A 26,043-nucleotide genomic window follows, 5' to 3' on the forward strand; every position below is an offset into this window, starting at 1 on the left:
ACCGCGCGTGTTGACCCCGTCGTGGCGGACTCCGCCACTCCCAGTACCCCGAGCCGTGAGGACATCGCATGAGCGTCCAGGACACCCAGGCCACCACCCCCGAGACCACCGAGACCCACGGCGTCATCCTCACCGACGTCGCCGCCGGCAAGGTCAAGTCGCTCCTCGAGCAGGAGGGTCGTGACGACCTGCGCCTGCGCATCGGCGTCCAGCCGGGCGGCTGCTCCGGCCTGATCTACCAGCTGTACTTCGACGAGCGCTCCCTCGACGGTGACCTCGTGCGCGACTTCGACGGTGTCGAGGTCGTCGTCGACCGCATGAGCGCTCCCTACCTCGGCGGCGCGACGATCGACTTCGCCGACACGATCGAGAAGCAGGGCTTCACCATCGACAACCCCAACGCGGGCAGCTCCTGCGCCTGCGGCGACAGCTTCAGCTGAGCCGCCCCGCACACGATGCGGCCCCCACCGATCCGGTGGGGGCCGCTTCGTCGTCTGTAGGGTGGCCCGGTGCCCATCGCCATTGCCGGATCCATCGCCACCGACCACCTGATGACCTTCTCGGGTCGCTTCGCCGACTCGCTCGTCGTCGAGCAGCTCGACAAGATCTCCGTGAGCTTCCTGGCCCACAAGCTGGAGATCCGGCGCGGGGGAGTGGCCGCCAACATCTCCTTCGGCATGGCCAACCTCGGCCAGCGCCCCGTGCTCGTCGGCTCCGTCGGTGAGGACTTCGCCGACTACCGCAGCTGGCTCGAGCGCCACGGCGTCGACTGCGAGTCGGTGCGCGTGTCCGAGACGCAGCACACCGCGCGCTTCGTGTGCACGACCGACGACGACATGGCCCAGATCGCGACCTTCTACGCGGGCGCCATGAGCGAGGCCCGTGAGATCGAGCTGGCGCCGATCGCCGCGCGCGTCGGCGGCCTCGACCTCGTGCTCGTCGGCCCGGACGACCCGGAGGCGATGCGCCGGCACACGCGCGAGTGCCGCACCCGGGGCATCCCCTTCGTCGCTGACCCGAGCCAGCAGCTGGCCTTCAGCGACGGCGAGCTGATCCGCGAGCTCGTCGACGGCGCGGAGTACCTCATCACCAACGAGTACGAGTCGCACCTGACGGAGCAGAAGACCGGCTGGAGCCAGGACGAGATCAACTCCCGGGTCCGGTACCGCGTCACCACCCTCGGCAAGGACGGGGTGCGCATCAGCGGTGGCGAGCTCGACGAGGACATCGTCGTCGGCGCCGCCCGCGAGGTGAGCAAGGCCGACCCGACGGGCGTCGGCGACGCGTTCCGCGCCGGGTTCCTCACGGGTGTGGCCGAGGGGCTGCCGCTGCGCGAGTCCGCAGAGCTCGGCTCGATGCTCGCGACCTACGTCATCGAGACCGTCGGCACCCAGGAGTACGAGCTGGGCACGGCACGCTTCCTCGAGCGCCTCGCCGAGGCCTACGGGCAGGAGTGCGCCGACCTGATCGCCGGGCACATCACCTGCCCGCGCCCCTGACCCGGTCCCACCGGTCGACGTGAGCCCGGCCCCCTTCCCGCCCGTCGAACCCGCCGGGGGGAGTGCCCTGTGGGCCGGCTACCTGCGCGCCGGCCTCGAGGCCGCGGAGACCGCTCCGGGGGACGTCGGTGACGTCGTCGGCATCGGCGGACGCCTCGACCCGGCCTCCGTCGTCACCGCCTACCGCCTCGGCGCGTTCCCCATGGGCCTGGGCGAAGGGGGCACCCCGCCGATGGGGTGGTGGAGCCCGACGTGGCGCGGAGTCCTGCGCCCGGGCCACGTGCACATCAGTCGGTCCCTGCGGCGCTCCCTGCGGCGGTTCACGGTGACCGTCGACGAGGACTTCGCCGGTGTCGTCGCAGCGTGCGCCGACCCGGGGCGTGACGGCCGGTGGATCACCGACGACGTGGCCGCCGCCTACACGCAGCTGCACGAGCTCGGCTGGGCGCACAGCGTCGAGGTGCGCGACGAGGACAGCACGCTCGTCGGCGGCCTCTACGGGCTCGCCGTGGGTGGGCTCTTCGCCGGGGAGTCGATGTTCCACCACGCCACGGACGCCTCCAAGGCGGCGGTCGTCGCCCTCGACCGGATCGTCGGCGCCGACGGGGACCCCCGCCGGATCATCGACGTGCAGTGGCGCACCCCGCACCTGGGCACGCTCGGGATCGAGGAGATCCACCGGCGCGAGTACCTCGCGCGCCTGGCGGCCGCGCTGCAGGCCCCGGAGCTCGACCTGCGGGCGGTCGCGGCGGTCAGTGACCCGCTGCGATCCGCTCCCGGCACTGCCTGACGACGTCGCCGAGCTCCGCGACGAGCCGCTCGACCGCGGCCTCGCGGTCCGGGACGACCGCGTCGAGCGGGAGGGTGATGCGCACATTGCCCTGCGTCAGGGCGCCCATCGCGGCGAGCACGTGGCTCGGCTCGAGGGTGTCGGCGGTGCAGGCCGAGCCGGAGGCCACCGCGAGGCCCCGCCGGGCCAGCTCGTCGACGATCGTCTCGCCGTCGACGTAGAGGACCGAAAAGGTGCACACGTGCGGCAGCCGGTCCTGCGGGTCGCCGACGACGTCGACGTCCTCGAGGTCGGCAGCCGCCGAGCGGATGCGGTCGACGAGGGCGCGGGCGCGCCTCCCTTCGTCCTGCTGGTGGGCGGTGACCTGCTGCCACGCCTCCGCGGCCGCGAGGGCGGTGGGCACGTCGACCGGGTCCAGCGCGAAGCCGCCCTCGTGCGGGCTGGGCGGGTGGTGCGGGGCGACCCGCGTGCCGGTGCGCACGACGAGCACGCCGAGGCGGGGTCCGCCCCACGACGTCGCGTCGCCGACGAGCACGTCGAAGTCGGTGGGGACCGCGTCCCGGCCCAGCCCCGCCCGGGCATCGACGAGCAGGGGGACACCCGCGGCCCGCGTCACCGTGCGCGCCTCCACGAGCGGCTGCCGGGTACCGACCTCTTGGTTGGCGGACTGCAGGACGGCGAAGGGCGTCGCGGCGTCCACCGCCTCCGCCCACGCAGCCAGGTCCACGGCCCCGGTGGGGGAGACCGCGACGAGCGAAGGGGGGCGCTCACCTGCCCGGAGCCAGCGCAGGATCGAGGAGTGCTCGACAGCCGAGGCGACCACCGGACCACTCAGGCGGCGCCGACCACGGGCGAGCGCCTCGAGGGCGCTGCGGGCGGCCTGGTCGCCGCTCGCGTGGAAGGTGACCTCGTCGGGGCGCACGCCCAGACCGGCCGCGACGACCTCGCGGGCGCGGTCGAGCAGGGCCCGGCTGCGCCGCCCCGCGGCATGACGGGCCGTGGGGTCGGCCCAGGCCACGGAATGCGCCGCGACCAAGGTCTCCAGGGCCGGCGGGAGAACCGGTCCGGGGGTGGCGTCGAGCAGACCGGAAGGCCCGGTCACCGCACCCCCGTCGGGAGGCGCGCCGGGGCAGTCGTCACGGGGGTCCGCAGGGGACGAATCGCGCTCTCTCGCCACGTGTCGAGGTTAATGCCCCCCTTCGTCGGAAGTGGTCGGGTGCTGCGGTAACGTGGCCCATGCCCTGTGTAAGAACTTCGGACCAGTAGTAGGTGCCCCTTGCCTGTGTCTTCGAGCCCATCCTCCCGGCGCACGCGCCGTGGAGTCGGTGCCATCGGACTCGTCATCGCCGTCGTGGCTCTGTCGGCCTGCAGCGCGGTCGGTGTCAACACCGACCCCAAGAACGGGTACCTGCCCGAGGGCGTCACCGAAGAGGCCCAGATCGTCGAGAACCTGTGGATCTGGGCGTGGGTCGCGGCCCTCGCCGTCGGCATCCTCGTCTGGGGCCTGATCCTGTGGTGCATGGCGGCCTACCGCCGGCGCAAGGACGACGACGGCTCGCTGCCCGTGCAGCTGCAGTACAACGTCCCGCTCGAGATCCTCTACACCGTCGTCCCCATGCTGATGGTGGGTGCGCTCTTCTACTACACCGAGGACGCGCAGAGCCGTCTGCAGGACGTCTCCCAGGAGCCCGACCAGACGATCAACATCGTCGGCAAGCAGTGGAGCTGGGACTTCAACTACGTCGACGAGGACGTGTACGAGGCCGGCCTGATGGCCGAGCTCGACGGCAACGAGGGCGCTGAGGAAAAGCTGCCGACCCTCTACCTGCCGAAGGGGGAGCGCGTCGAGTTCGTCCTGACCTCCCGCGACGTCATCCACTCCTTCTGGGTTCCCGCCTTCCTCGAGAAGATGGACGTCAACCCCGGCATCGTCAACCGCTTCCAGGTGACCCCCAACCAGACGGGCACCTTCCAGGGCAAGTGCGCCGAGCTGTGCGGCGCCTACCACTCCCAGATGCTCTTCAACGTCAAGGTCGTCGAGCGCGACGAGTTCGACGCGCACATGGCCGAGCTGCGGGAGAAGGGCCAGACCGGTCAGCTCGACAACGGGCTCAACCGCGAGAAGATCAACCCGCGCGACCACGACCTCCTCGACGAGGACGACGCCGCGCGCACCTCCGAGGAGAACTGATGTCGACCGCATCCGGCGCACTCGCCAGGAACACGACCGAGACCGAGGTCTCGGAGCGGACCATCGCCCGGCGTGAAAAGGCGGGCTCGCAGTTCTTCCGCTACATCACGACGACCGACCACAAGGTCATCGGCAACCTCTACATGGTCACCAGCTTCGTCTGGTTCCTCCTCGGAGGACTCATGGCGCTGGTCATCCGGCTCGAGCTGTGGGCCCCCGGCCTGCAGGTGGTGGACAACCCCGAGCAGTTCAACGAGATGTTCACCATGCACGGCACGATCATGCTGCTGCTCTTCGCGACGCCGGCCTTCGCGGCCTTCGCCAACGCGCTGATGCCCCTGCAGATCGGCGCGCCGGACGTCGCCTTCCCGCGACTGAACATGTTCGCCTACTGGCTCTACCTCTTCGGCGGCATCATCGCGGCCGCGGGCCTGCTGACCCCCGGTGGCGCGGCCTCCTTCGGCTGGACCGCCTACACCCCGCTGTCCGACCCGACCTACAGCCCCGGCATCGGTGGCGACCTGTGGGTCTGGGGACTGGCGCTCAGCGGTTTCGGCACGATCCTCGGTGCGGTCAACTTCATCACCACGATCATCTGCATGCGCGCACCGGGCATGACGATGTTCCGGATGCCGATCTTCACCTGGACCGTGCTGATCACCTCGGTCCTGGTCCTCATGGCCTTCCCGATCCTGGCCGCAGCGCTCATCGGCCTCGGCGTCGACCGTCGCTTCGGTGGGCAGATCTTCGCTGCGGAGAGCGGTGGAGCACTGCTCTGGCAGCACCTCTTCTGGTTCTTCGGCCACCCAGAGGTCTACATCCTCGCCCTGCCGTTCTTCGGCGTGATCTCCGAGATCCTGCCGGTCTTCTCCCGCAAGCCGATCTTCGGCTACAAGACGCTGGTCTTCGCGACGATCGCCATCGCCGCCCTGTCGGTCTCCGTGTGGGCCCACCACATGTACGGCACCGGCCAGGTCTTCCTGCCGTTCTTCGCGATCATGACGATGGCGATCTCGGTCCCGACGGGCGTGAAGTTCTTCAACTGGATCGGCACGATGTGGGGCGGCAAGCTCGTCTTCGCCACCCCGCTGATCTGGGCGATCGGCTTCCTCGTGACCTTCCTCTTCGGTGGTCTGACCGGTGTCATCATGGCCAGCCCCGCGCTGGACTTCCACATCACCGACACCTACTTCATCGTCGCGCACTTCCACTACGTGCTCTTCGGCACGATCGTCTTCTCCTTCTTCGGCGGGCTGTACTTCTGGTGGCCCAAGCTCACCGGCAAGATGCTCGACGAGGGCCTGGGCAAGCTGCACTTCTGGCTGCTGTTCATCGGCTTCCACATGACCTTCCTCATCCAGCACTGGCTGGGCGTCGAGGGCATGCCGCGCCGCTACGCGGACTACATGCCGGAGGACGGCTTCCAGCTCGCCAACCAGATCTCCACGGTCGGCTCGTTCATCCTGGCGGTCAGCTTCCTGCCCTTCTTCTACAACGTGTGGAAGACGCAGGTCAGCGCGCCCAAGGTCGAGGTCGACGACCCGTGGGGCTACGGCAACAGCCTCGAGTGGGCGACCTCCTGCCCGCCGCCGCGGCACAACTTCACGTCAATCCCGCCGATCCGCTCCGAGCGCCCGGTCTTCGACATGAACCACCCCGAGTACGCCCCGGCTGCCATCCGCTCGCGCGCGGCGCGCACGGCCGTGGCTGCCACGACTGACGGTGAGGGCACCCGATGAAGACCGAGATCTCGCTGTTCGCCATCATCGGCGCCTTCTTCGCCGCCGTGGCCGTGGGCTACGGGATCGTCACCGACTGGGCCGAACCCGTCGGGTGGGTGGCGCTCTTCCTCTCCGCCGGCCTGGGCTTCATGATCTCCTTCTTCCTCTGGAACACCGCGCGCAAGCTGCCGCTGCGTCCGGACGACGACGAGGACGGCGACATCGAGCAGGCCGAGGGTCCCTACGGCACCTTCTCGCCCTACTCCTGGTGGCCCCTGTGGCTCTCCCTCGCCGGGGCGCTGATCTTCCTCGGCGTCGCCGTGGGCTTCTGGGTCGGCGCGCTGGGTCTGGTCGTCGGCGTCTGGGCGCTGTGCGGCTGGGTCTTCGAGTACTACAAGGGTGAGCACGCGCACTGACGCGGGGCGTACACTCGGCTGAAGGGGCCACGGACCACCGGTCCGGGCCCCTTCAGCACGTCCGCGGTCAGGGACACCGTCGGACGTGTCGTCTCGACCCTTGGGGGGTGCATCGTCTCGTGATCTCGGCTCTCGTTCGCCCGCTGCGCATGCTCGCGCTGGCTCTCGTGATCGTCCTGGCACTGGCGGCCTGCGCCGGTGGGGGATCTGACTCGCCGACGGCCAGCCAGAGCTCTGCGGGCTCGACGACCACGACGACACCCGACCTGCCCGAGGCCGAGGTCAAGGTCAACCCCGGCGCCGGGGCCAAGGACGTCATGCCCGATGCCGAGATCAGCGTCCAGGTGATGCGCGGCAGCCTCGACCGCGTGCAGGTCACCGGGCCCGGGGGAGCCTCGGTCGACGGGGATGTCAGCGGTCAGACGTGGACCTCGACCTCCCGGATGCGACCGGCGACGACCTACACCGTGGCCGTCACGGCCGAGGGACCCGAGGGCGGTTCGTCGACCCAGCGCTCGACCTTCACCACCCACGACCCTGAGATCACGGCGACCTACGGCATCGTCTACGACGGGCAGACCGTGGGCGTCGGGATGCCCGTGAGCATCCAGTTCGACACCGCCGTCACCGAGCCCGCCTACCGCAAGAAGATCGAGCAGGCCGTCTCGGTCACGACCACCCCCAAGGTCGAGGGGTCCTGGGGATGGCTCGACAACCGGCAGCTGATGTGGCGGCCCAAGGACTTCTGGGCCCCCGGCACGCAGGTCTCCGTCGACGCTCCGCTCACCGGGTTCCAGACCGGTGAGGACAAGTGGATCGCGGAGGACCTCTCGGGGTCCATGACCATCGGTCGCGAGCAGATCTCCCACGTCGACATCGCCAAGCACAAACTGACCGTCAGCCGGGCCGGGCAGCAGGTCAAGTCCTTCCCCGTGAGCAGCGGTCGCCCCGGCAAGGAGACCGAGACCCGCTCGGGGATGAAGGTCGTCATCAACAAGCAGCGCGAGATGACGATGGACTCCTCGACGATCGGCATCGACAAGGGGGAGCCGGGCTACTACAAGGTCGACACCGACTACAACGTCCGGGTGACGTGGACGGGGGAGTTCGTCCACTCGGCTCCGTGGTCCGTCGGTGCCCAGGGCAGCTCCAACGTCTCGCACGGCTGCGTCAACATGGCCCCGGGCAATGCCGAGTGGTTCTACGACAACTCGCTGCCGGGCGACCCGGTCGACTTCACCGGCTCCAGCCGCCAGTTCCAGCCCTCCGAGGGCATCGGGGTGTGGCAGTACTCCTGGGCCGACTGGCAGGCGCAGAGCGCGCTCTCCTGACCCGCTGCCGGGCTCACCACGGGCGGGCTCAGCCCCAGCCGAGCTCGTGGAGGCGTTCCTCGTCGATGCCGACGTGGTGCCCGGCCTCGTGGACGATCGTGATGGCGATCTCCTCGCGCAGCTCGTCGAGGTCCTCGCACATCCGGGTCAGCGGCCCCCGGAAGAGCACGATCCGGTCGGGCAAGGACCCGGCCCACCCGTCGGTGCGCTCGGTGAGCGGCACCCCGAGGTAGATGCCGAGCAGCTCGGCGTTGTCCTCGTCGGACAGGTCCGGGTCGGCGTGCTCGGGCCCCGGCTCGTCCTCGACGAAGAAGGCGACGTTGTCGAGCACGTCGAGCAGCTCGCGGGGCACTGCGTCGAGGGCGTCCTGCACGGCGAGCTCGAAGTCCTCGGCACTGATGTCGACCACGTCAGACCACCTCGGGCGAAGGGGGCGGCGCCGGCACCGCGCGCACGGGGCGTCGCGTCCCGTGCCGGTGCACGTGGAAGAGCACGATGCCGAGGGAGAGCAGCCCCAGGCTCGTCAGCGCCAGCCGCACGAGGGAGGTCGCGGCGACGGGCACGACGAGCGCGGTGAGCAGCGAGTTGAGGACGAGCATGCAGAAGGTCGACACGGAGGCCGCCGTGCCCCGGGCGTGCGGGACCGCGTCGAGCAGGGCCAGCTGGTAGACGGGCATCGAGATGCCGGTGCCGAAGGCGATCGCCGTGGAGCCGACGACGGCCCACGGCAGCACCGCTGTCGCGGGGAAGGTCGCCAGCGCGACACCCACGACGGCGCCGCTGAGCGCAACCGCCTGACCCCCGACGATGAGTCGCTCGCCGCTCACCCGCTCGGCCAGGCGGCCGTTGGTGAAGGAACCGAGGACCATGCCGGCGACCATCGGCACGAAGAAGACCCAGAAGTCCTGCGGTCCCTGACCGAGCAGGGTGACGACGAAGATCGGCGCCGCCCCGATGTAGAGGAACTGCCCGGCGAAGGAGAAGGCCGAGGCGGCTGTCAGGACGAGGAAGGGGCGCATCCGGGCGACCTCGACGACCCCGCCGACGACGGAACGCACGTCGAGGGGAGTGCGCCGCTGCGGCGGGTGGCTCTCCGGCAGGAGCAGCAGCACGCTGATCGCGATGACCGCCCCGAAGAGGGTGAGGAACCAGAAGACGAGCTGCCAGGGGCCGAGGAGGAGCAGCCAGCCGCCGACGATGGGGGCCAGGGCCGGGCCGATGCCGAAGATCATCGCGATCGTGCTCATCAGCCGCTGGGCACGTGGGCCCTCGAAGAGGTCGCGCACGACCGTGCGCGAGACGATCGTGCCCGCCCCGGCCGACATGCCCTGGAGCACGCGGAAGGCGAGCAGCACGGGCAGGGACGGGGCCAGGGCGCACCCGACGGAGGCCAGCGCGTAAACCGCGGCCCCTGTGACCATGACCGGCTTGCGTCCCACGGCATCGCTCAGCGGCCCGTGGAAGAGGCTCATCACGGCGAAGGCCCCGAGGTAGGCGCTGACGACGAGCTGCATCGATGCCTCGGAGGCGTCGAAGGCCTCGCCCATCTCCTGGAAGGCAGGGAAGGGGGTGTCGATGGAGAAGGGGCCGAACATGCCGAGCAGCGCGAGCAGGACGGTCGTGACCGCCAGGGGTGCGGTGCGCCGGCTGGCGGGTGCGTCGGTGGTGAGCATGTCGGGGACATCCTCGCACTGGCCGTGGACCCCCTTCGCGCTGGTCCGTGCCCGGGAACGCCGCAGGCCCCGGAGGAGAACCTCCGGGGCCTGCGGGCTGCGCTGACCAGGTCAGTGCGTGGAGACCTTGTCTCCTGACTCGATGGCCTCGTGGTGGCCGTGGTCGTGGTGGGCCGCCTCGAGCTCAGCCGGGGTGACCGGTGCGACGACGCCGCCGAAGTAGAAGTCGTGCAGACGCGCGCGCAGCTTGCGCTTGCGGGCACCCTTCTTGTCGACGCCGTTGGCATCGGTGGCGGACTCGAGCTCCAGCGGGGGAGCGCCCTCGTGCTGGACGAGAGTCCAACGGGTGTACTCGTCGAGCGGCTCGTGGATCTCCTCGAAGTCGCCCGCAGCACCGCGGTGGATGCGGCCGGTCTCGCGACCGTGGAGGACGAGGTCGCGGTCGTGCCGCTGCAGGCTCAGGCAGATCCGGCGGGTCGCCCAGAAGGCGACCACCGGGCCGATGAAGACGAGCGCCCGCAGAATGAGCGTGATGTCGTTGATCGACATGCCGAACTTGATGGCGATGATGTCGTTGCTCGCGGCGAACATGAGCACGCCGTAGAGGGTCATCGCCGCCATGCCGAGGGCGGTGCGGGTCGGGGCATTGCGCGGGCGGTCGAGCAGGTGGTGCTCGCGCTTGTCACCGGTGACCCACGACTCGATGAAGGGGTAGGCGATCATGCCCGCGTAGAAGGCCGGCATGACGACGAGTGCACCGATGACGACCGGCAGGGCCCAGGTGAAGCCGAACGTCTCGAACTCGAGCCAGCTCGGCAGCAGTCGCAGGGCGCCGTCGGGGAAGCCCATGTACCAGTCCGGCTGGGCGCCGGCCGTGGTGGCATTGGGCTCGTAGGGGCCGTGCACCCACACCGCGTTGATCTGGACCAGCGAGGAGATGAGGGCGATGCCGCCGAAGACGATGAAGAAGAAGCCACCGGCCTTGGCCGCGTAGACCGGCATCACCGGGAAGCCGACGACGTTGTCGTTGGTCTTGCCGGGCCCGGGGTACTGGGTGTGCTTGTGCACGACGACCAGCAGCAGGTGGACGGTGAAGAGGATGATCAGGATCGCCGGCAGCAGCAGGATGTGCACCGAGTACAGGCGCGGCATGATGTCCTCGCCCGGGAAGGTGCCACCGAAGAGGAAGTAGCTCAGGTAGCTGCCGATGACCGGTGCGGCGACCATGAAGCCCTGTGCCGCGCGAAGACCGGTGCCCGAGAGCAGGTCGTCGGGCAGGGAGTAGCCGGCGAAGCCCTCGACGAGAGCCAGCAGCGACAGGACGCAGCCGATGATCCAGTTGATCTCACGCGGCTTGCGGAAGGCGCCGGTGAAGAAGACGCGCAGCATGTGCACCGACAGCGCGACGATGAAGAGCAGCGCCGCCCAGTGGTGGATCTGCCGGACGAGCAGACCGCCCTTGACGTCGAAGGAGATGTCGAGCGTCGAGGCGTAGGCGCGGGACATCTCGACGCCCTGGAGCGGCGCGTAGCTGCCTTCGTACGTCGTGTGGCCCATGGACGGGTCGAACCAGAAGGTCAGGAAGACCCCGGTGAGCATGCACACGATCATCGAGTACATGGCGATCTCGCCGAGCATGAAGGACCAGTGGTCCGGGAAGACCTTCTTCATGAAGTAGTTGATGCCCTTGGCGGCACCGGTGCGGTCGTCGATCCAACCGGCGACCCCACCGACCTTCTTCATGCCGGGGGAGACAGGCGCCTTCGCCGGTGCGTCACCGGTGCGCAGGCCGTCTGCGGGACGAGCATTGGCGGTCACGATCAACCACGCTCCCAGAAGCTCGGGCCGACCGGTTCCTGGAAGGGCTGGTCAGCGATGAGGTAACCCTCGCTGTCGACGGTGATCTTCAGCTGCGGCAGGGGGTGCCCGGCGGGACCGAAGATCACCTCGCAGTCGTTGGTCACGTCGAAGGTGGACTGGTGGCAGGGGCAGAGCAGGTGGTGCGTGGTCTGCTCGTAGAGGCCGACGGGGCAGCCGACGTGGGTGCACACCTTGGAGTAGGCGACGATGCCCTGGTAGCCCCAGTCGCGGGCCTTGCGGCCCTTGTCGGTGTCCTGGAAGTCCTCGGGGTTGAGGCGCATGAGGAGCACGGAGGCCTTGCTCATCTCGTTGAGCTTGTCGTGCTCGAGCGTCAGCAGGCCCTCGGGCTGGATGTGGAAGACCGAGCCGATGGTCACGTCGCCCGGCTTGATCGGGGTGTCCTCGGGGTCGCGGTGCAGCCGCAGCTTCTTCGGGTGGTACTTGCCGTCCGGGCCCTTCTCGCCGTTCCAGAAGGTGACGGAGAGGTCGTTCTTGGGCAGCGGGCCGAGCGAGCCGACGAGCTGGACGAGCAGGGGGAGGGCGAAGAGGCCCATCGCGCCGGCGAAGGTCGCCTTGAGCAGCGGACGACGCGTCAGCTGCGCGGACTCGGCGCCACCCTGCATGACGTCGACGAAGTCGTCACGGTCGGCGTCGGCCGAGCGGATCGGGTGCCGCATCTCGACGCTCTCGGTGTCGGGCATGAGGGTCTTGGCCCAGTGGACCGCACCCAGACCGATGCCGAGCAGAGAGAAGGCCAGCCCGAGACCCAGCACGAGGTTGGACAGGCTCATCTCGTTGGTGAAGGGCACCCAGACCTGGTCCTCGACGTCGACGAGGAAGTAGGCGACGAGGAAGACCACGGTGCCGACGATCGACAAGCCGAAGAGCGCAGCCACCTGGCGCTCGGCACGCTTGGCCGCCTTCTCGTCGCGGTCGGCGTTGCGCAGCACGTGGGGCGGCAGCCCCGGGTTGCTGAATCGCTCCGGGATACCACCGGAGCCCTGCACGTGGCCCTGGTCGAGACGCACCGCATCGGAGCCCGAGGGCTCCTGCGGCGTCGCCCCTGTCGGGGGGTGCTCACTCATCTACGTCGTTCCTGTCTGTGTGGCGAGTTGTCAGGTCTGTCAGGCGGACTTCTGGCCGAGCCAGACGGCGATGCCCACGAAGAGGCCCAGGCCGGCGGTCCAGGCGAAGAGGCCCTCGGGCACCGGGCCGAGGCCACCGAGCGGGTTGCCGCCGGGGCTGCCGGCCTCCTGCTGGGCCTCGAGGTAGGCGATGACGTCGCGCTTGTTCTCGGGGGTGAGGTTCTTGTCGTTGAAGACCGGCATGCTCTGGGGGCCGGTGACCATGGCCTCGTAGATGTGCTTGCCGGAGACCCCGGTGACCTTGGGCGCGTCCTTGCCGCGGGTCAGGGCGCCACCCGCGCCGGCGCTGTTGTGGCACATGGCGCAGTTGACGCGGAAGATCTGGCCGCCCTTGCCCGGGTCGCCCTGCGCGCCGTCGGTGTACTCCTCGTCCGGCACGGCCGGGCCGGCGCCGAGGGAGGCGACGTAGGCGGCGATGTCGGAGATCTCCTCGTCGGTGAACTTCACCTTGATGTTGCCCGGCGCCTGCACGCCCGGCTCGGCCATCGGCATGCGGCCGGTGCCCATCTGGAAGTCGACCGACGCGGCGCCGACGCCGGCGAGGCTCGGGCCGGAGTCCTCGATGCCCAGGCCGTTGGCCCCGTGGCAGGTCGCGCAGTTGGCGACGAAGAGCTTCTTGCCGTTGGCGACGTCGTCGGAGCTGGTCACCGTGGCCTCGGCCTGCTTCGGTGCGACGGCCGCGTAGGCGGTGCCGGTGACGAAGAGGCCGAGCATGAGCAGCAGGGCGATCGCCGCGGGGTGACGGCGAGAGAGGGTCGGCATGGACGATCCTGTCCTCTGGGAGCGGGTACGGAGCAGGGGGAGGCGCATGGGGGTCACGCGCCCAGGAGGTAGATGGCGGCGAAGAGGGCGATCCACACGACGTCGACGAAGTGCCAGTAGTACGACGTGACGACCGCGCCGGTCTGCTGCGCGTGGCTGTAGCTGCGGGTCGTGTAGGTGCGGCCGATGATCAGCAGGAAGGCGATCAGGCCACCGGTGACGTGGATGCCGTGCAGGCCGGTCGTCAGGTAGAAGATCGAGGACCAGGAGTCGGTCGAGATGGTCACGCCCTCGGTGACGAGCGTGGCGTACTCGAGGATCTGGCCGGAGACGAAGACCGCGCCGAAGATGTAGGTGAGGACGTACCACTCACGCATGCCCCAGCCGGCGACGTTGAGCAGGGAGCCCGTGCGGGACTTCTGACCGTGCTCTGCCTTGAGCACACCGAGCTGGCACCACACCGACGAGACCACGAGGATCAGGGTGTTGGCGGCCGCGAAGGGCACGTTGAGCATCTCGATGTTGTGCTCCCACAGGTCCGGGCGCATCGACCGGACCGTGAAGAAGATCGCGAAGAGCCCGGCGAAGAACATCAGCTCGCTGGACAGCCAGACGATGGTGCCGACGGACACCATGTTGGGGCGGCTGACCGGACCCATCGCAGGATCGGCGGCGGTGTGCCCGGACACGTTTGAAGGCAGGGAGGTTGCAGTGGCCACGGGCCCATTATGTCCTCAACCGTGAGCGCGTGTGCGCCACCCCCCTCCGCGAGTCTCGTGGGGTGGGTCACCGCTACGCTCTGGGGCATGACCGGTACCTCGTCAGCCACCTCTTCCGCCCCGGCAGCATCGGCCGGAGAGGGCGCCACCGTCTCCGTGCAGGTGCTCCTGCACAGCGACAACATCACCACCCGTGACGCCGTGCGCGCCGCGGTGGGACGTCGCCCGGCGCGCGACGTCGAGATCTCCGGCTGGCGCGAGTGCGCCACGCCGGCGGCGGTCGTCGAGGCCGTCGAGGCCGGTGGGGTCGACCTGCTCGTCCTGGACGGCGAGGCGGCCAAGCTCGGTGGTCTGGGGCTGTGCCGTCAGCTGAAGTCCGAGATCCACGACTGCCCCCCGGTGCTCGTCCTCACCGGCCGCCCACAGGACGGCTGGCTGGCCACGTGGTCCCTCGCGGACGCCGCCGTGCCGCACCCGATCGACCCGATCGTCCTCGCGGACGCGGTGGCCGATCTGGCGCGGGGCGTGTCCGCCCGATGAGCCAGGCGGGCACCCACACCTGGTCGGGCGTCCTCACCCAGCTCCTCGCGGGGCACGACCTGGAGTCGGACGCGACCGCGTGGGCGATGCGCGAGATGATGTCCGGCGACGCGGCTCCCGCGCAGATCGCCGGCTTCCTCGTCGCGCTGCGGGCGAAGGGGGAGACCGTCACCGAACTGCGGGCGCTGGCTGACGTCATGCTCGAGCACGCCCTGCCGATCGAGGTCGACGGCCCGACCCTGGACATCGTCGGGACCGGCGGTGACATGGCGGGCACGGTCAACATCTCGACGATGTCGGCCATCTGCATCGCCGCGACCGGCGTGCGGGTCGTCAAGCACGGCAACCGCGCCTCGTCGTCGAAGTCCGGCTCCGCCGACGTCCTCGAGTCCCTCGGGGTCAACCTGACGTTGAGCCCCGCTGACGTGTCGCGGGTGGCCGGTGAGGCCGGCATGACCTTCTGCTTCGCCCAGACCTTCCACCCCTCCTTCCGCCACACGGCCGCGCCCCGGCGCGACCTCGGCATCGGCACGGCCCTGAACGTGCTCGGCCCGATGACCAACCCCTCGCGCCCGACCTACTCGGTCGTGGGCGTCGCCGACGAGCGGGTCGCGCCGCTCATGGCGGGTGTCTTCGCCCAGCGCGGGACCACCGCGCTCGTCTTCCGTGGGGATGACGGGCTCGACGAGCTCACGGTCGCCGACGGCTCGCACGTGTGGTGGGTCGCGGGCGGCGAGATCCGCGAGGTGCACCTGACGCCGGAGGACCTCGGCCTGGGTCGCAGCCCGCTCGACGCGCTGCGCGGCGGCGACGCGGACTTCAACGCCGACGTCGCCCGACGACTCTTCGCCGGGGAGCGCGGTCCGGTCCGCGATGCCGTGGTGCTCAACGCCGGTGCGGCGGTCGCCCTCGCGCAGCAGGGTGACCAGCAGCCGAGCGACCCGATCGCGACCCTGCGCGCGGGCATGGACACCGTCGAGGCGGTGCTCGACTCCGGTCGTGCTGCGGAGCAGCTGCAGCGCTGGGTCCGGGCGACGCAGGACGTGGCCTCGGCCTGACCCGCTGAGCCCGGGCCTGCGGGACCTACTCCAGGCCGATGCTGAAGGCGGCGTCGAGGTCGTGGCGGCTGTAGGCGCGGAAGGCGATGTGCGTCGACGTGTCGACGATCCCCTCGACCTTGTTGAGCCGGCCGGCGATGACGTCGTCGAGCTCCTCGTGCTCGTGGACGCGGACCATCGCGATGAGGTCGGCGTCGCCCGCCACCGAGTAGACCTCGCTGACGCCGTCGAGGTCGGCGACGGTCTCGGCCACCTCGGGGATGCGGGCGGTGTCGGCGTGGATGAGGACGATGGCGGTGATCACGAGGCCCACCCTAGAGCAGGCGCCAGCTCGCGGTGGGCGGCAGCGGCACCGCCCACGGGGCAGGTCCACTCGCCCTCGATGTCGACCAGCCGGGTGCCCTCAGCCTCGAGCCAGCGCAGGACGAGCTCGGTCTCATCGGGCAGGGCGCTCGTGCCCGGCCCCGCGGGCGGCGCGACCACCTCGGCGCTGGCGCGCAGGGCCGCGACGTAGGGCATCGGGTCGGCGCCGACGGGGGAGTGCGAGCTGCCGGCGAGCCGGCCGTGGCGCACGCAGACCAGGTCCCAGCCGCCGCGCGCGGTGCGGCGTGCCGCGACGAGCTCGGGGGCGGCCGTGAGCGGGGCGGCGCGCTGGCTGCGCGAGGCCGCCCGCACGAGGTCGGCGAGCCGGTCGCGCAGGGCGCCGGCCTCCTCGAAGCGCTCCTGGGCCGACAGCTCGGCCATGCGCTCCCGCAGCGCCGCGACCGCGGAGCGCGAGTCGCCGACGAGGACCTGGGCGGCCTCGGCGACGGTGACCGCGTAGTCCTCGACGGGCACCTCGCCGGTGCACGGGGCGGAGCAGCGGCCCATGTCGGCGAGCGCGCACGCGGAGGTCGGCCGCCGCGGCGACAGCCGGGTGAGGCACTGGCGCAGGGGGACGGCGTCGTGGAGCGCGGCCATGGCCTCCTCGGCGGTGCCACGCGTGCCGAAGGGTCCGGCGAAGGCCAGGTCGTCGGGTCCCACCGAGCGCACGATCGACAGCCGGGGGAAGACCTCGTCGGTGAGCTTGAGCCACCAGGCGCGCTCGGGGTGGCGCGAGCGGCGGTTGTAGCGCGGCTTGTGCCGGGCGATCAGCCGCAGCTCGCGCACCTGGGCCTCGAGCGTCGTCGCGCAGACGATCGGGGTGATCTCGGTGGCCAGCCGCACCATCTCGCCCATGCGCCGACGCTGCTCCGACGCGGTGAAGTAGCTGCGGGCGCGTGAGCGGATGTCGATCGAGGTGCCGACGTAGAGCGGCTCGCCGCGCTCGTCCTTGAAGACGTAGACGCCCGGCGCCGACGGCAGCCCGTCGGCGAGGTGGCGCTTGCGCCGCAGCTCGTCGCTCACCCGTGAGGTGTAGGAGCTCAGCTCCTCGAGGGTGTGCACCCCGACCGAGCCCAGCCGCCCGATGAGCGCGTGGAGGACGTCGACGGTGGCGCGGGCGTCGTGCAGGGCCCGGTGGTCGGGGGTCGTCGTGGCGCCGAAGTACCTCGCGAGGGTCCCGAGCTTGTGGTTGGGCACCTCGTCGCGCGAGACGACCTGCCGGGCCAGCCGCACCGTGTCGAGCACGGTCGGTCCCGGCCAGCGCAGGTCGTGGGCGGCGCACGCGGCCTTGAGGAAGCCGATGTCGAAGCCGGCGTTGTGGGCGACGAGGACGGCGCCGCGGGCGAACTCGAGGAAGCTCGCGACGGCCTCGCCGGTGCGCGGGGCGTCGGCGACCATCGCGTCGGTGATGCCGGTCAGCGACTGGATGAAGGCGGGGATCGGCTCGCCGGGGTTGACGAAGGTCTGCAGCTCGCCGAGCTCCTCGCCGCCGCGCACCTTGACCGCGCCGATCTCGGTGATGCCGCAGTCGCGGGCCGAGCCGCCGGTCGTCTCGAGGTCGACGACGACGAAGGTGACCTCGGCCAGCGGTGTGCCGAGATCACCGAGCCTGTCCTGGACGACCTCCATGACGACGACCGTAGGTCGCCCCACCGACAACGAGCGGGAGGCGCACGGTGTGACAGGGTGCCCGCATGCGGACCATGGATGATCTCGGGGACCCGGCCGACTTCTACCGCCATTTCGCCGAGCGCGAGGCGAAGGGGGAGTCCCGCACCTTCGAGGAGTGGGCCCGTGGCCTCGCAGCCGACCCCGAGGCGCTGGCACTCGTCGCGACGCTGCCGGTGCGCAAGCGCCAGCCCAACCTCGTCTTCGCGGCGGCCCGGTGGCACGGTGCGCGCACCCCGTCCGGCTACGACGACCCCGGTGCGCTGCGCGAGGTGCTGCTCGGGCAGTGGCCGCAGGTGCGCGAGACGGTCCTCGCCCGCTCGACGCAGACCAACGAGGTCGGTCGGTGCGCGACGCTGCTGCCCGTGCTCGCCGGTCTCGAGGGGCCGCTGGCCCTCATCGAGGTCGGGGCGAGCGCCGGGCTGTGCCTGCACCCCGATCTCTGGTCCTACCGCTATGTCGACGACACCGGCGCGCAGGTCGCCCGCATCGACCCCGCGACCGGTCCCTCCGGCGTCGTCCTCGACTGCATCGTGCGCGGGGAGGCGCCGATCCCCCCTTCGGCACCGCAGGTGGTCTGGCGTGGCGGGCTCGACCTCAACCCGCTCGACCTCACCCAGCCGGACACCGCCCGGTGGCTCGCGACGCTCGTGTGGCCCGAGCACGAGGACCGGCGGGCCCGACTGGCCGCCGCCTGCCGCGAGGTGGCCGACGTGCCGGTCGACGTCGTGCGGGGCGACCTGCTCACCGACCTCGACGCGCTCGTCGACCGGGCCCGTGCCCAGGCACCCGACGCGACGGTCGTGATCTTCCACTCGGCGGTCATCGCCTACCTCGACGACGCGGGCCGGCGCGCGTGGCAGGACCAGGTCACCGCCACCCTCGAGCGGGTGCGCGCCGCAGGCGGCCGCGCCCACTGGGTGTCCAACGAGGGCGCCCGCGTCCTGCCCGACGTCACCGCGACCGCACGGTGCGAGGGAGTCGAGAGCGACTTCTGCCTCGGCCTCGACGGCTCGGCCGTGGGCTGGACCCACGGCCACGGCCGCCGCCTCACCTGGTGCTGACGCGAGCCGTCGCCCAGGCCACACGCAAGCGGACGATGGGGACGGGTTGGTCGCGGACGAAGGGTGGGGCGACACTGCCGAAGTCCCTTGGTCCTCCTGCGGCCGCCGGTTGTCGTGCCGGACTTCGGCTTGACGTCGCCGCCCCACCCTTCGCCCGCTCCCGCGTCGATCCCACTCACCACCCGCGTCGAGAGGGCTGTCGGGGGTCGCTCCTAGCGTGGTCGGTGCCGGGAGGGACCCGGTGCGACGAGGAGGTGACGGACATGACCCGTCGACCCGGACTGCCCCTGACGATCGACTGCGGCACCTGCCCGGTCCAGCACGTCGGCTGCGCCGACTGCATCGTGACCGCGCTGGAGTCGCCGGCCACCCTCACGGACCCCGACCTGGCGCCCCAGCTGCCGCTCGACCGCCGCGAGCGCGAGGTCGTCTCGCGGCTCATCGCGGCGGGACTGGTCAGTGTCCAGGAGGCCAACGAGGCCCGCGCGGTCGCCGAGCCGATGGAGCACTACGACGACGTGCGCCGGTACGCGGGCTGAGCCCACGCACCGGCGCACGTCGATCGATCACCGGGGTGATCAGCTGCCGTAGAGCGCCTCCACGTCCTCCTCGAAGTCGCGCATGATGACATTGCGCTTGAGCTTCAGGGAGGGCGTCAGGGTGCCGTTGTCCTCGGTGAAGTCCTCGCTGAGGATGGAGAACTTGCGGATCGACTCGGCCTTGGAGACGGCCTTGTTGGCCTCGTCGACCGCGCCCTGGATCTCGGCGAGGACGGTCTCGTTGGTCCGGGCCTGCTCGATGGTCAGGGCGCCGAGGCCGTTGTTGGCCGCCCAGCCCGGGAGCATCTCCTCGTCGATGGTGACGAGCGCGGCGATGAAGGGCTTGCCGTCGCCGACGACGAGGCACTGGCTGATGAGCGGGTGCGCGCGCAGGCGGTCCTCGAGGACACCGGGGGCGACGTTCTTGCCGCCCGCCGTCACGAGGATCTCCTTCTTGCGGCCGGTGATCTTGAGGTAGCCGTCCTCGTCGAGCTCGCCGAGGTCGCCGGTGCGGAACCAGCCGTCGACGATCGCGTCGGCCGTCGCCGCGTCGTTGCCGTGGTAGCCGCGCAGGACGTTGACGCCCTTGATGAGGACCTCGCCGTCGTCGGCGATGCGCAGCGAGACGCCGGGCAGCGCCGGGCCGACGGTGCCGATCTTGACCCGGTCGGGCAGGTTGACGGTCGCCGGCGCGGTCGTCTCGGTGAGGCCGTAGCCCTCGAGGATGGTCACGCCGATGCCCCGGAAGAAGTGGCCCAGACGGGTGCCGAGGGGGGCGCCGCCGGAGACGGCGTACTGCACCTTGTCGCCCATCTTGGCCCGCAGCGTGCTGTAGACGAGCTTGTCGAAGACGGCGTGCTGGAGCTTGATCTTCAGCGGCACCGACCCGGTGTCCTGACCCTCGGACCAGGCGATGGCGACGTCGGCCGCGCGGGCGAAGATCTTGCCCTTGCCGCTTGCCGTGGCCTGCTCGTTGGCCTTGTTGAAGATCTTCTCGAAGACCCGCGGCACCGCGAGGATGAAGGTCGGGCGGAAGGCCTGGAAGTCGTCGAGGATGTTGGCGATGTCGGCGCTGTGACCCATGCGGGCCTCTGCCGAGACCGCGAGGACCTCGATGAAGCGGGCGAAGACGTGCGCGAGCGGCAGGAAGAGCAGCGTCGACGCGTCGGAGCGGTGGAGGACGTCACCGAGCTTGGCCGCCGCGTTCTCGGCCAGGCCGAGGAAGTTGTCGTGGGTCAGCTCGCAGCCCTTGGGGCGGCCGGTCGTGCCCGAGGTGTAGATGATCGTGGCGAGCGAGCTGCGGTCCTGCGCGGCGATGCGCTCGTCGACCTGCTCCTCGGTGACCTCGGTGCCCGCGGCGACGATCGTGTCGAGGTCGCCGTTGTCGATGACCCACAGCTTCTCGATGCCGCCGGCGAGGTTGCCCGCGGCCTCCTGGGCGATGGCCTGGTGCTTCGCCGTCTCGACGACCGCGAATCGGGTGCCCGAGTCCTTGACGATCCACTCGACCTGCTCGGCCGAGCTCGTCTCGTAGATCGGGACCGGCACGCCGCCGGCGACCCACGTGGCGAAGTCGAGGACGGTCCACTCGTAGCGGGTGCGCGCCATGATGGCCAGCCGGTCGCCGGGCTGCAGGCCCTCGGCGATCAGGCCCTTGGCCAAGGAACGGACCTCGAGGTTGAACTGCGCCGCCGTGACGTCGCGCCAGGCGTCCTGCTCCTTGACGGTGAAGGCGACCCGCTGCGGGTTGTTGTCCGCATTGCGCCCCGGCAGGTCCGCCAGGGAGTCGTCGGGGTTGCCCTCGATGAGTCGGGGCATCTGGCTGTCGTTCACGGGATCTCCTTCGTTCGCCGTCCGGTCCACCTGCTGGAGGCTGGGCTCGCGAGGAGCCTACCCGCGGGTTGGACGCTCCTCGGGGGGTCCTCTCGTGATGGTGGCCATACTCTTCCAGCGGGACCAGAGCTCCCGCCACCACCGCTCCCGAGCCACCCGAAGGACCTCCCGTGCCCCTGCTGCGCCCGGCCCCGCTCGTCGACATCGTCGACGAGACCTTCGTGCGCGCTGCCCCGGACGTGGTGCGTGCACGGCTCGAGGCCCCCGGTCTGCTCGACGGGCTGTGCCCCGGCGTGCGCCGGGAGGTCGTGCAGGACCGTGGGACGAAGGGGGTGCGCTGGCGGATCGAGGGTGAGGTCACCGGTCGCATGGAGGTCTGGCTCGAGGCCGCCCACGGCGGCACGATCGTCCACCACTTCGTCCACGGCGAGCACGGTCGGGGCTCGGCGCGATGGGCCCGGCGCTACCGGCGCCGGTGGAAGGGCGCGGTCCACGAGATCAAGGACCGCCTCGAGGGCCGCGCACGATAGTGTCGCCCGCATGGCCGACAGCACACGCTCCAGCACCGTCGTGGACGCCGCCCCCGGTGACGTCCTCGACATCATCGCCGACCTCGAGGCCTACCCCGAGTGGGCCAAGGAGATCACCCGGGTCGAGATCCTCACCGAGGACGGCGACGGCTGGCCCGACACCGCGTCCTTCACCCTCGATGCGGGCCCGATCAAGGACACCTACGTCCTCGACTACACGTGGGACGTCGACGAGGACGGCCAGGGAGTGGCCTCGTGGACGCTCGTCGAGGCGACGATGCTCAAGGTCATGGACGGCTCCTACACCCTCACCGCGCTCGAGGACGGCACGACCGAGGTCGTCTACGACCTGACCGTCGACGTCAAGGTCCCCATGCTCGGGATGCTCAAGCGCAAGGCCGAGAAGGTCATCATCGACACCGCGCTGCGTGACCTCAAGAAGCGCGCCGAGGCCTGAGAGGACCGTGCGCGCCCACCTCGTCGTCGGTGGCGGTGACCACGGTCCGGCCGTCGCCTCACGGGTGCTCGCCGCGCTGACCCCTCACCACGTGGTCGCGCGGCCGGCGCCCGACGACGGCCTGCCCGACCCCGTCGTCACCGCGCTCGAGGACCTGCTCGACCGGCTCCTCACGGCGCTGGACCTCCCTTCGCCCGTCGTCGCCGACCTCGTCTCGCGGATCCTGCCGCCGGAGCTGCCCGACCTGCTCCGCCTGGCGCGCCAGCTCGACCGGGCCGGGCGCGACGGCCACGAGCTCGTCCTCGAGGTCGACCTCGAGGTGGCCCGGCTGCTCGACGCGCCCCAGCGGGTGGCCCGCGCGATGAGCGCCTTCGTCCCCGTCATCGCCCGCTGGGAGGTGCTCGTCGCGCCCGACGGCGTCGGCAACCTCCCGCACCCCGACCCGCCGGTGCTCACCGCGCTGCGCGAGGGGGCGGCCCTCCTCGAGGCGCTCGACGCCGCTCTCGCCGACCCCGGCGAGACCACCCTGCACCTCGCCGCGCCCGCCGGGCCGGTCGGCGCCGCGCGCCGCGCCGACGCCGAGGTGCTCCTCGCGCTCATGGGACGGACGCTCACGGCCGTCCATCCCGAGGGCGGGGCCGGTGTCGAGCACCTGCCGGCCCCCGCCGGCGACCCCGGCGTGCGCGTCGAGCGTGCCGACGACGGCAGCGACGCCTGGCGCCTGCACATCGGGCTGCCCGGGGTGCGCGCCGCCGACCTCGACCTCGTGCGGCACGACGACGAGCTCGTCCTCGGGTGCGCCGGGCGCAGCCGTCGGGTGCTGCTGCCCTCGGTGCTGCGCCGCTGCGACGTCGCCCGCGCGGGCGTCGCCCACGGCGTGCTCACCGTGACGATGACCCCCGACGAGGCGGTGTGGCCGCGTGGCTGACGAGGACCTGCACGGTGACCCCCAGGACGTCGTCGTCCAGCTGCTGCGCGTGCTCTCCGAGGTCGACCTCGAGGGCCTGGGCGAGGACCTGCGCCACCTCGACGACGCGACGACCCGACGCGCCCTCACCGGCGCGAGCATGTTGGCCGAGGCGATCACCCGGGCGGCCTTCGGCTCCGACACCGTCGCCGGTGCCCTCGGGGTCACCCTCGACGAGGCGCCACCCCACGTGCCGCTGCGCTCTCGCGGCGAACGCATCGCGGTCCACGACGACGAGGCCGAGCAGAGCGGCGGAGAGGTGAGCGGGGCATGAGCGGCAGCGCGATCGGCATCGACATCGGGGGGACCAAGATCGCCGGCGCCCTCGTCGACGAGGCAGGCCGGATCACCGGGCGCGAGCAGGTCGCGACGCCCGCCGACGACACCGACGCGATCATCGAGGCCACGGCCGAGCTCGTGCGCACCCTCGAGGCCGCCGCCGACGGCCCGACGGTCGGCGTCGGCATGGCCTGCGCGGCCTTCGTCGACGCCCGGGCCGGCCACGTGTGGTTTGCCCCCAACCTGCCCTGGCGCGACCTCGACCTCGCCGACGCGGTCGGCTCCGCGGTGGGTCGCGAGGTCGTCGTCGACAACGACGCCAATGCCGCCGCGTGGGGTGAGTACCGCCACGGCGCGGGCAGCGAGCACGACGACATGGTGCTCGTCACCGTCGGCACGGGCGTGGGTGGTGGCTGCATCGTCGACGACCGCCTGCTGCGCGGTGCCTTCGGCATCGGCGGCGAGATCGGCCACGTCGCCCTCGACCCGAGCGGACCCCGGTGCGGCTGCGGCAACACCGGCTGCCTCGAGGTCTTCGCCTCGGGCACCGCCCTGGTCCGCACCGCCCGCGAGCTGGTGACCTCCCCTTCGCCCCTGGGTGCCGCCCTGCGGGAGCGGTGCGGCGGCGACCCCGAGGCCCTGTCCGGCCGCGACGTCACCGAGCTGGCCCAGGCAGGCGACGGCGCCAGCATCGAGCTGCTCGACGACCTCGGCACCCGTCTCGGCCAGGGACTGGCCTCGATCTGCGCGGTCCTCGACCCCGGCCTCGTCGTCATCGGGGGTGGGGTCGCCGACGCCGGTGACCTGCTCGTCGAGCCGACGCGCAGGTCCTTCGCCCGCCACCTCATCGGCCGGGGCAACCGGCCCTCGCCGGAGATCGTGCGGGCCACCCTCGGCAACGACGCCGGCATCGTCGGGGCGGCGACCCTCGCCCGGGAGGCGAGCACGTGACGACGGGCGACGCGACGAGCCTGGGCATCGACATCGGCGGGACCAAGGTCTCCGGCGGCGTCGTCGACGGCGAGGGACGCATCCTCGTGCGCACCCGGCGCGACACCCCCGACCGCTCCAACGCACCGCGGGTCGTCGAGGACACGATCGTCGAGGTCGTCGACGAGCTGCGCCACCTCGCCGAGGACGCCGGCGTGACGCCGCCGGGCACCGTCGGGGTGGGTGCCGCCGGCTTCGTCGCGGCCGACCGCTCGACGGTCGTCTTCGCCCCGCACCTGTCCTGGCGCAACGAACCCCTGCGCGAGGCGCTCGGCGCCCGCCTCGACCTGCCGATCTCCATCGACAACGACGCCAACGCCGCGCTGTGGGCGGAGCACCGCTTCGGCGCCGCCCGCGGCACCACCCACGCGGTGATGATCACCCTCGGCACCGGCATCGGCGGCGCGATCCTCGTCGGCGGCCACCTCGTGCGCGGTCGCTACGGCATCGCTGGGGAGTTCGGCCACATGCAGGTCGTGCCCGGCGGGCAGCGCTGCGAGTGCGGCAACCGCGGCTGCTGGGAGCAGTACTCCTCGGGCAATGCCCTCGTGCGCGAGGCCCGCGGCCTGGCGATGGCCAACTCGCCGATGGCGACCGATCTGCTCGCCCACGTCGGTGGTGACCCGGCCTCGCTCACCGGTCCGATGATCACCGAGGCGGCGAAGGGGGGCGATGCCATCGCCGTCGAGCTGCTCGCCGAGATCGGGCACTGGCTCGGCGTGGGCATCGCCAACCTCGCGGCCGCCCTCGACCCCGAGGTCTTCGTCATCGGCGGCGGCGTGAGCGCTGCGGGCGACCTGCTGCTCGGGCCGGCCCGCGACACCTTCGCCCGCCAGCTCACCGGCCGCGGCTACCGCCCGGCCGCACGGATCGTCGAGGCCCGCTTCGGTCCCGACGCGGGACTCATCGGCGCGGCCGCCCTGGGGGCGGAGGAGCAGGTGTGAGCCTGCGCGTCGCCTCCTACAACCTGCGAGGGCTCCAGGACGACGTCGCGGCGCTCGCGCGCACGGTGCGGGTCATCGACCCCGACGTGCTGTGCCTGCAGGAGGTGCCGTGGGTGGGTGCGGTCGACCACCGCATCGCCGACCTCGCGCAACGCTGCGGACTCGTGTGGTCCGGTCGCAGCCAGCGAGCCGGGCAGACCAGCGTGCTGACCAACCTGCGGACCCAGGTGCTGTCGGTGACCCACCACCGCCTGCCGACCCGCTCGTGGCGCGACCGGCGGGGCGTCGCGATCACCCGGGTCGCCCCCTTCGGCCGCACCTCGATCGCCGTCGCCAGCGTCCACCTCAGCCTCGACGCCGACGAGCGCCTCGCCCACGCCCGCGCCATCATGGAGCGGCTCGCGGCGGTGCCCGGGCCGGCGCTGCTCGCCGGCGACCTCAACGAGCAGGAGGACGGCGCGGCGTGGCAGCTCTTCGGGGCGGCGATGCGGCCGGTGAGCCCGACGGAGCCGACCTATCCCTCGGCGACGCCCGAGCGTCTGCTCGACGTCATCTTCGCCACGCCCGACGTCGAGGTGCTGCCGCACCGGGAGGTGCCGTGGGTGTGGGAGGACCTCAAGGCCGCGACCGACCACCGGCCGGTGTGGGTCGACGTCGAGACCTCGCCGCTGCCGGCGGGCGCCGCCACGTCGGGGGAGTGACGC

General features: G+C 71.4%; 28 protein-coding genes. 18 read left to right on the top strand and 10 right to left on the bottom strand.

Annotation, left to right across the window (positions count from 1 at the left end):
- Positions 1 to 68 precede the first annotated feature (68 nt).
- The 3 genes from ACQBJO_RS07085 (at position 69) to aat (ending at position 2,289) form a co-directional block, all read left to right on the top strand.
- Complete coding sequence (locus ACQBJO_RS07085) at positions 69 to 440, top strand: HesB/IscA family protein (protein ID WP_068316857.1); 372 nt, start codon at positions 69 to 71, stop codon at positions 438 to 440.
- A 69-nt stretch (positions 441 to 509) separates the two neighbouring features.
- Complete coding sequence (locus tag ACQBJO_RS07090; protein WP_421008579.1) at positions 510 to 1,499, top strand: carbohydrate kinase family protein; 990 nt, start codon at positions 510 to 512, stop codon at positions 1,497 to 1,499.
- Between the two features lie 19 nt (positions 1,500 to 1,518).
- Positions 1,519 to 2,289 carry a leucyl/phenylalanyl-tRNA--protein transferase gene (gene aat / locus ACQBJO_RS07095; protein ID WP_421008578.1) on the top strand — a complete coding sequence of 257 codons (771 nt, stop codon included), beginning with the start codon at positions 1,519 to 1,521 and terminating at the stop codon, positions 2,287 to 2,289.
- On the opposite strand, the gene ACQBJO_RS07100 is transcribed toward aat, so the two are convergent.
- On the bottom strand, positions 2,252 to 3,391 hold the full coding sequence (locus ACQBJO_RS07100; protein ID WP_421008577.1) for a cysteine desulfurase family protein: 1,140 nt from the start codon (positions 3,389 to 3,391) through the stop codon (positions 2,252 to 2,254). The genes aat and ACQBJO_RS07100 overlap by 38 nt on opposite strands.
- Before the next feature lie 249 nt (positions 3,392 to 3,640).
- On the opposite strand from ACQBJO_RS07100, the gene ctaC reads away from it, so the two are divergent.
- The 4 genes from ctaC to ACQBJO_RS07120 all read left to right on the top strand — a co-directional run bounded on the left by ctaC (position 3,641) and on the right by ACQBJO_RS07120 (position 7,948).
- Entirely contained in the window at positions 3,641 to 4,480 is an 840-nt protein-coding gene (gene ctaC / locus ACQBJO_RS07105) for an aa3-type cytochrome oxidase subunit II (RefSeq protein WP_430407163.1), read from the top strand.
- Positions 4,480 to 6,219: an aa3-type cytochrome oxidase subunit I gene (gene ctaD / locus ACQBJO_RS07110; protein WP_421008575.1), complete on the top strand. Its 1,740-nt coding sequence runs from the start codon at positions 4,480 to 4,482 to the stop codon at positions 6,217 to 6,219. The genes ctaC and ctaD overlap by 1 nt, the downstream gene beginning before the upstream one ends.
- Positions 6,216 to 6,617: a cytochrome c oxidase subunit 4 gene (locus tag ACQBJO_RS07115; RefSeq protein ID WP_421008574.1), complete on the top strand. Its 402-nt coding sequence runs from the start codon at positions 6,216 to 6,218 to the stop codon at positions 6,615 to 6,617. Before ctaD ends, ACQBJO_RS07115 begins: the two co-directional genes overlap by 4 nt.
- A 107-nt stretch (positions 6,618 to 6,724) precedes the next feature.
- Positions 6,725 to 7,948: a L,D-transpeptidase gene (locus ACQBJO_RS07120; protein WP_421008573.1), complete on the top strand. Its 1,224-nt coding sequence runs from the start codon at positions 6,725 to 6,727 to the stop codon at positions 7,946 to 7,948.
- 28 nt (positions 7,949 to 7,976) lie between these two features.
- Here ACQBJO_RS07120 and ACQBJO_RS07125 read toward each other — a convergent pair whose 3' ends face one another.
- From ACQBJO_RS07125 to ctaE, 6 genes are all read right to left on the bottom strand, one after another.
- Positions 7,977 to 8,357 carry a metallopeptidase family protein gene (locus tag ACQBJO_RS07125; RefSeq protein ID WP_255186063.1) on the bottom strand — a complete coding sequence of 127 codons (381 nt, stop codon included), beginning with the start codon at positions 8,355 to 8,357 and terminating at the stop codon, positions 7,977 to 7,979.
- Position 8,358: 1 nt separating this feature from the next.
- Complete coding sequence (locus tag ACQBJO_RS07130) at positions 8,359 to 9,621, bottom strand: multidrug effflux MFS transporter (protein ID WP_255186064.1); 1,263 nt, start codon at positions 9,619 to 9,621, stop codon at positions 8,359 to 8,361.
- 111 nt (positions 9,622 to 9,732) lie between these two features.
- On the bottom strand, positions 9,733 to 11,439 hold the full coding sequence (qcrB, locus tag ACQBJO_RS07135) for a cytochrome bc1 complex cytochrome b subunit (RefSeq protein WP_255186065.1): 1,707 nt from the start codon (positions 11,437 to 11,439) through the stop codon (positions 9,733 to 9,735).
- 2 nt (positions 11,440 to 11,441) lie between these two features.
- Complete coding sequence (gene qcrA, locus ACQBJO_RS07140) at positions 11,442 to 12,566, bottom strand: cytochrome bc1 complex Rieske iron-sulfur subunit (RefSeq protein ID WP_421008572.1); 1,125 nt, start codon at positions 12,564 to 12,566, stop codon at positions 11,442 to 11,444.
- 39 nt (positions 12,567 to 12,605) lie between these two features.
- Positions 12,606 to 13,388 carry a cytochrome bc1 complex diheme cytochrome c subunit gene (gene qcrC, locus ACQBJO_RS07145; protein WP_255186067.1) on the bottom strand — a complete coding sequence of 261 codons (783 nt, stop codon included), beginning with the start codon at positions 13,386 to 13,388 and terminating at the stop codon, positions 12,606 to 12,608.
- Positions 13,389 to 13,441: 53 nt separating this feature from the next.
- Positions 13,442 to 14,047, bottom strand: coding sequence for an aa3-type cytochrome oxidase subunit III (gene ctaE / locus ACQBJO_RS07150; protein ID WP_421008571.1), 606 nt, complete (start codon positions 14,045 to 14,047; stop codon positions 13,442 to 13,444).
- A 147-nt stretch (positions 14,048 to 14,194) separates the two neighbouring features.
- On the opposite strand from ctaE, the gene ACQBJO_RS07155 reads away from it, so the two are divergent.
- Positions 14,195 to 14,647: a hypothetical protein gene (locus ACQBJO_RS07155; protein WP_421008570.1), complete on the top strand. Its 453-nt coding sequence runs from the start codon at positions 14,195 to 14,197 to the stop codon at positions 14,645 to 14,647.
- Positions 14,644 to 15,705 carry an anthranilate phosphoribosyltransferase gene (gene trpD, locus ACQBJO_RS07160; protein WP_421008569.1) on the top strand — a complete coding sequence of 354 codons (1,062 nt, stop codon included), beginning with the start codon at positions 14,644 to 14,646 and terminating at the stop codon, positions 15,703 to 15,705. Before ACQBJO_RS07155 ends, trpD begins: the two co-directional genes overlap by 4 nt.
- 25 nt (positions 15,706 to 15,730) lie before the next feature.
- Here the strand turns inward: trpD and ACQBJO_RS07165 are convergent, their stop codons facing one another.
- Both ACQBJO_RS07165 and ACQBJO_RS07170 read right to left on the bottom strand, forming a co-directional pair.
- A complete protein-coding gene (locus ACQBJO_RS07165; protein ID WP_255186070.1) occupies positions 15,731 to 16,009 on the bottom strand; it encodes an Lrp/AsnC family transcriptional regulator in 279 nt (92 codons plus the stop codon).
- Positions 16,006 to 17,697 (bottom strand): DEDD exonuclease domain-containing protein, encoded by a 1,692-nt coding sequence (locus ACQBJO_RS07170; RefSeq protein WP_421008568.1) that lies wholly within the window; start codon positions 17,695 to 17,697, stop codon positions 16,006 to 16,008. Before ACQBJO_RS07170 ends, ACQBJO_RS07165 begins: the two co-directional genes overlap by 4 nt.
- Positions 17,698 to 17,762: 65 nt before the next feature.
- Here ACQBJO_RS07170 and ACQBJO_RS07175 point away from each other — a divergent pair, with 65 nt between their 5' ends.
- A complete protein-coding gene (locus ACQBJO_RS07175; protein ID WP_421008567.1) occupies positions 17,763 to 18,800 on the top strand; it encodes a DUF2332 domain-containing protein in 1,038 nt (345 codons plus the stop codon).
- 263 nt (positions 18,801 to 19,063) lie between these two features.
- Entirely contained in the window at positions 19,064 to 19,339 is a 276-nt protein-coding gene (locus tag ACQBJO_RS07180) for a hypothetical protein (protein WP_255186072.1), read from the top strand.
- Between the two features lie 39 nt (positions 19,340 to 19,378).
- On the opposite strand, the gene ACQBJO_RS07185 is transcribed toward ACQBJO_RS07180, so the two are convergent.
- Entirely contained in the window at positions 19,379 to 21,172 is a 1,794-nt protein-coding gene (locus tag ACQBJO_RS07185; protein WP_421008566.1) for an AMP-dependent synthetase/ligase, read from the bottom strand.
- A 170-nt stretch (positions 21,173 to 21,342) separates the two neighbouring features.
- Here ACQBJO_RS07185 and ACQBJO_RS07190 point away from each other — a divergent pair, with 170 nt between their 5' ends.
- The 7 genes from ACQBJO_RS07190 to ACQBJO_RS07220 are packed head-to-tail and all read left to right on the top strand — an operon-like array spanning position 21,343 to position 26,040.
- The gene (locus tag ACQBJO_RS07190) at positions 21,343 to 21,702 is read left to right on the top strand and encodes a hypothetical protein (protein WP_255186074.1); all 360 of its coding nucleotides are present in this window, start codon (positions 21,343 to 21,345) and stop codon (positions 21,700 to 21,702) included.
- Positions 21,703 to 21,712: 10 nt separating this feature from the next.
- Entirely contained in the window at positions 21,713 to 22,159 is a 447-nt protein-coding gene (locus tag ACQBJO_RS07195) for an SRPBCC family protein (RefSeq protein ID WP_255186075.1), read from the top strand.
- A gap of 7 nt (positions 22,160 to 22,166) precedes the next feature.
- Positions 22,167 to 23,087, top strand: coding sequence for an ArsA family ATPase (locus ACQBJO_RS07200; RefSeq protein WP_421008565.1), 921 nt, complete (start codon positions 22,167 to 22,169; stop codon positions 23,085 to 23,087).
- Positions 23,080 to 23,400: a hypothetical protein gene (locus tag ACQBJO_RS07205; RefSeq protein ID WP_255186078.1), complete on the top strand. Its 321-nt coding sequence runs from the start codon at positions 23,080 to 23,082 to the stop codon at positions 23,398 to 23,400. Before ACQBJO_RS07200 ends, ACQBJO_RS07205 begins: the two co-directional genes overlap by 8 nt.
- Positions 23,397 to 24,356, top strand: coding sequence for an ROK family glucokinase (locus tag ACQBJO_RS07210; RefSeq protein ID WP_421008564.1), 960 nt, complete (start codon positions 23,397 to 23,399; stop codon positions 24,354 to 24,356). Before ACQBJO_RS07205 ends, ACQBJO_RS07210 begins: the two co-directional genes overlap by 4 nt.
- Positions 24,353 to 25,339: an ROK family glucokinase gene (locus ACQBJO_RS07215; RefSeq protein WP_421008563.1), complete on the top strand. Its 987-nt coding sequence runs from the start codon at positions 24,353 to 24,355 to the stop codon at positions 25,337 to 25,339. The genes ACQBJO_RS07210 and ACQBJO_RS07215 overlap by 4 nt, the downstream gene beginning before the upstream one ends.
- Positions 25,336 to 26,040, top strand: a complete 705-nt coding sequence (locus ACQBJO_RS07220) for an endonuclease/exonuclease/phosphatase family protein (protein WP_255186080.1) — start codon at positions 25,336 to 25,338, stop codon at positions 26,038 to 26,040. The genes ACQBJO_RS07215 and ACQBJO_RS07220 overlap by 4 nt, the downstream gene beginning before the upstream one ends.
- Positions 26,041 to 26,043 lie beyond the last annotated feature (3 nt).

Source organism: Janibacter zhangyanbonis (assembly GCF_050507325.1).
Classification (GTDB): domain Bacteria; phylum Actinomycetota; class Actinomycetes; order Actinomycetales; family Dermatophilaceae; genus Janibacter.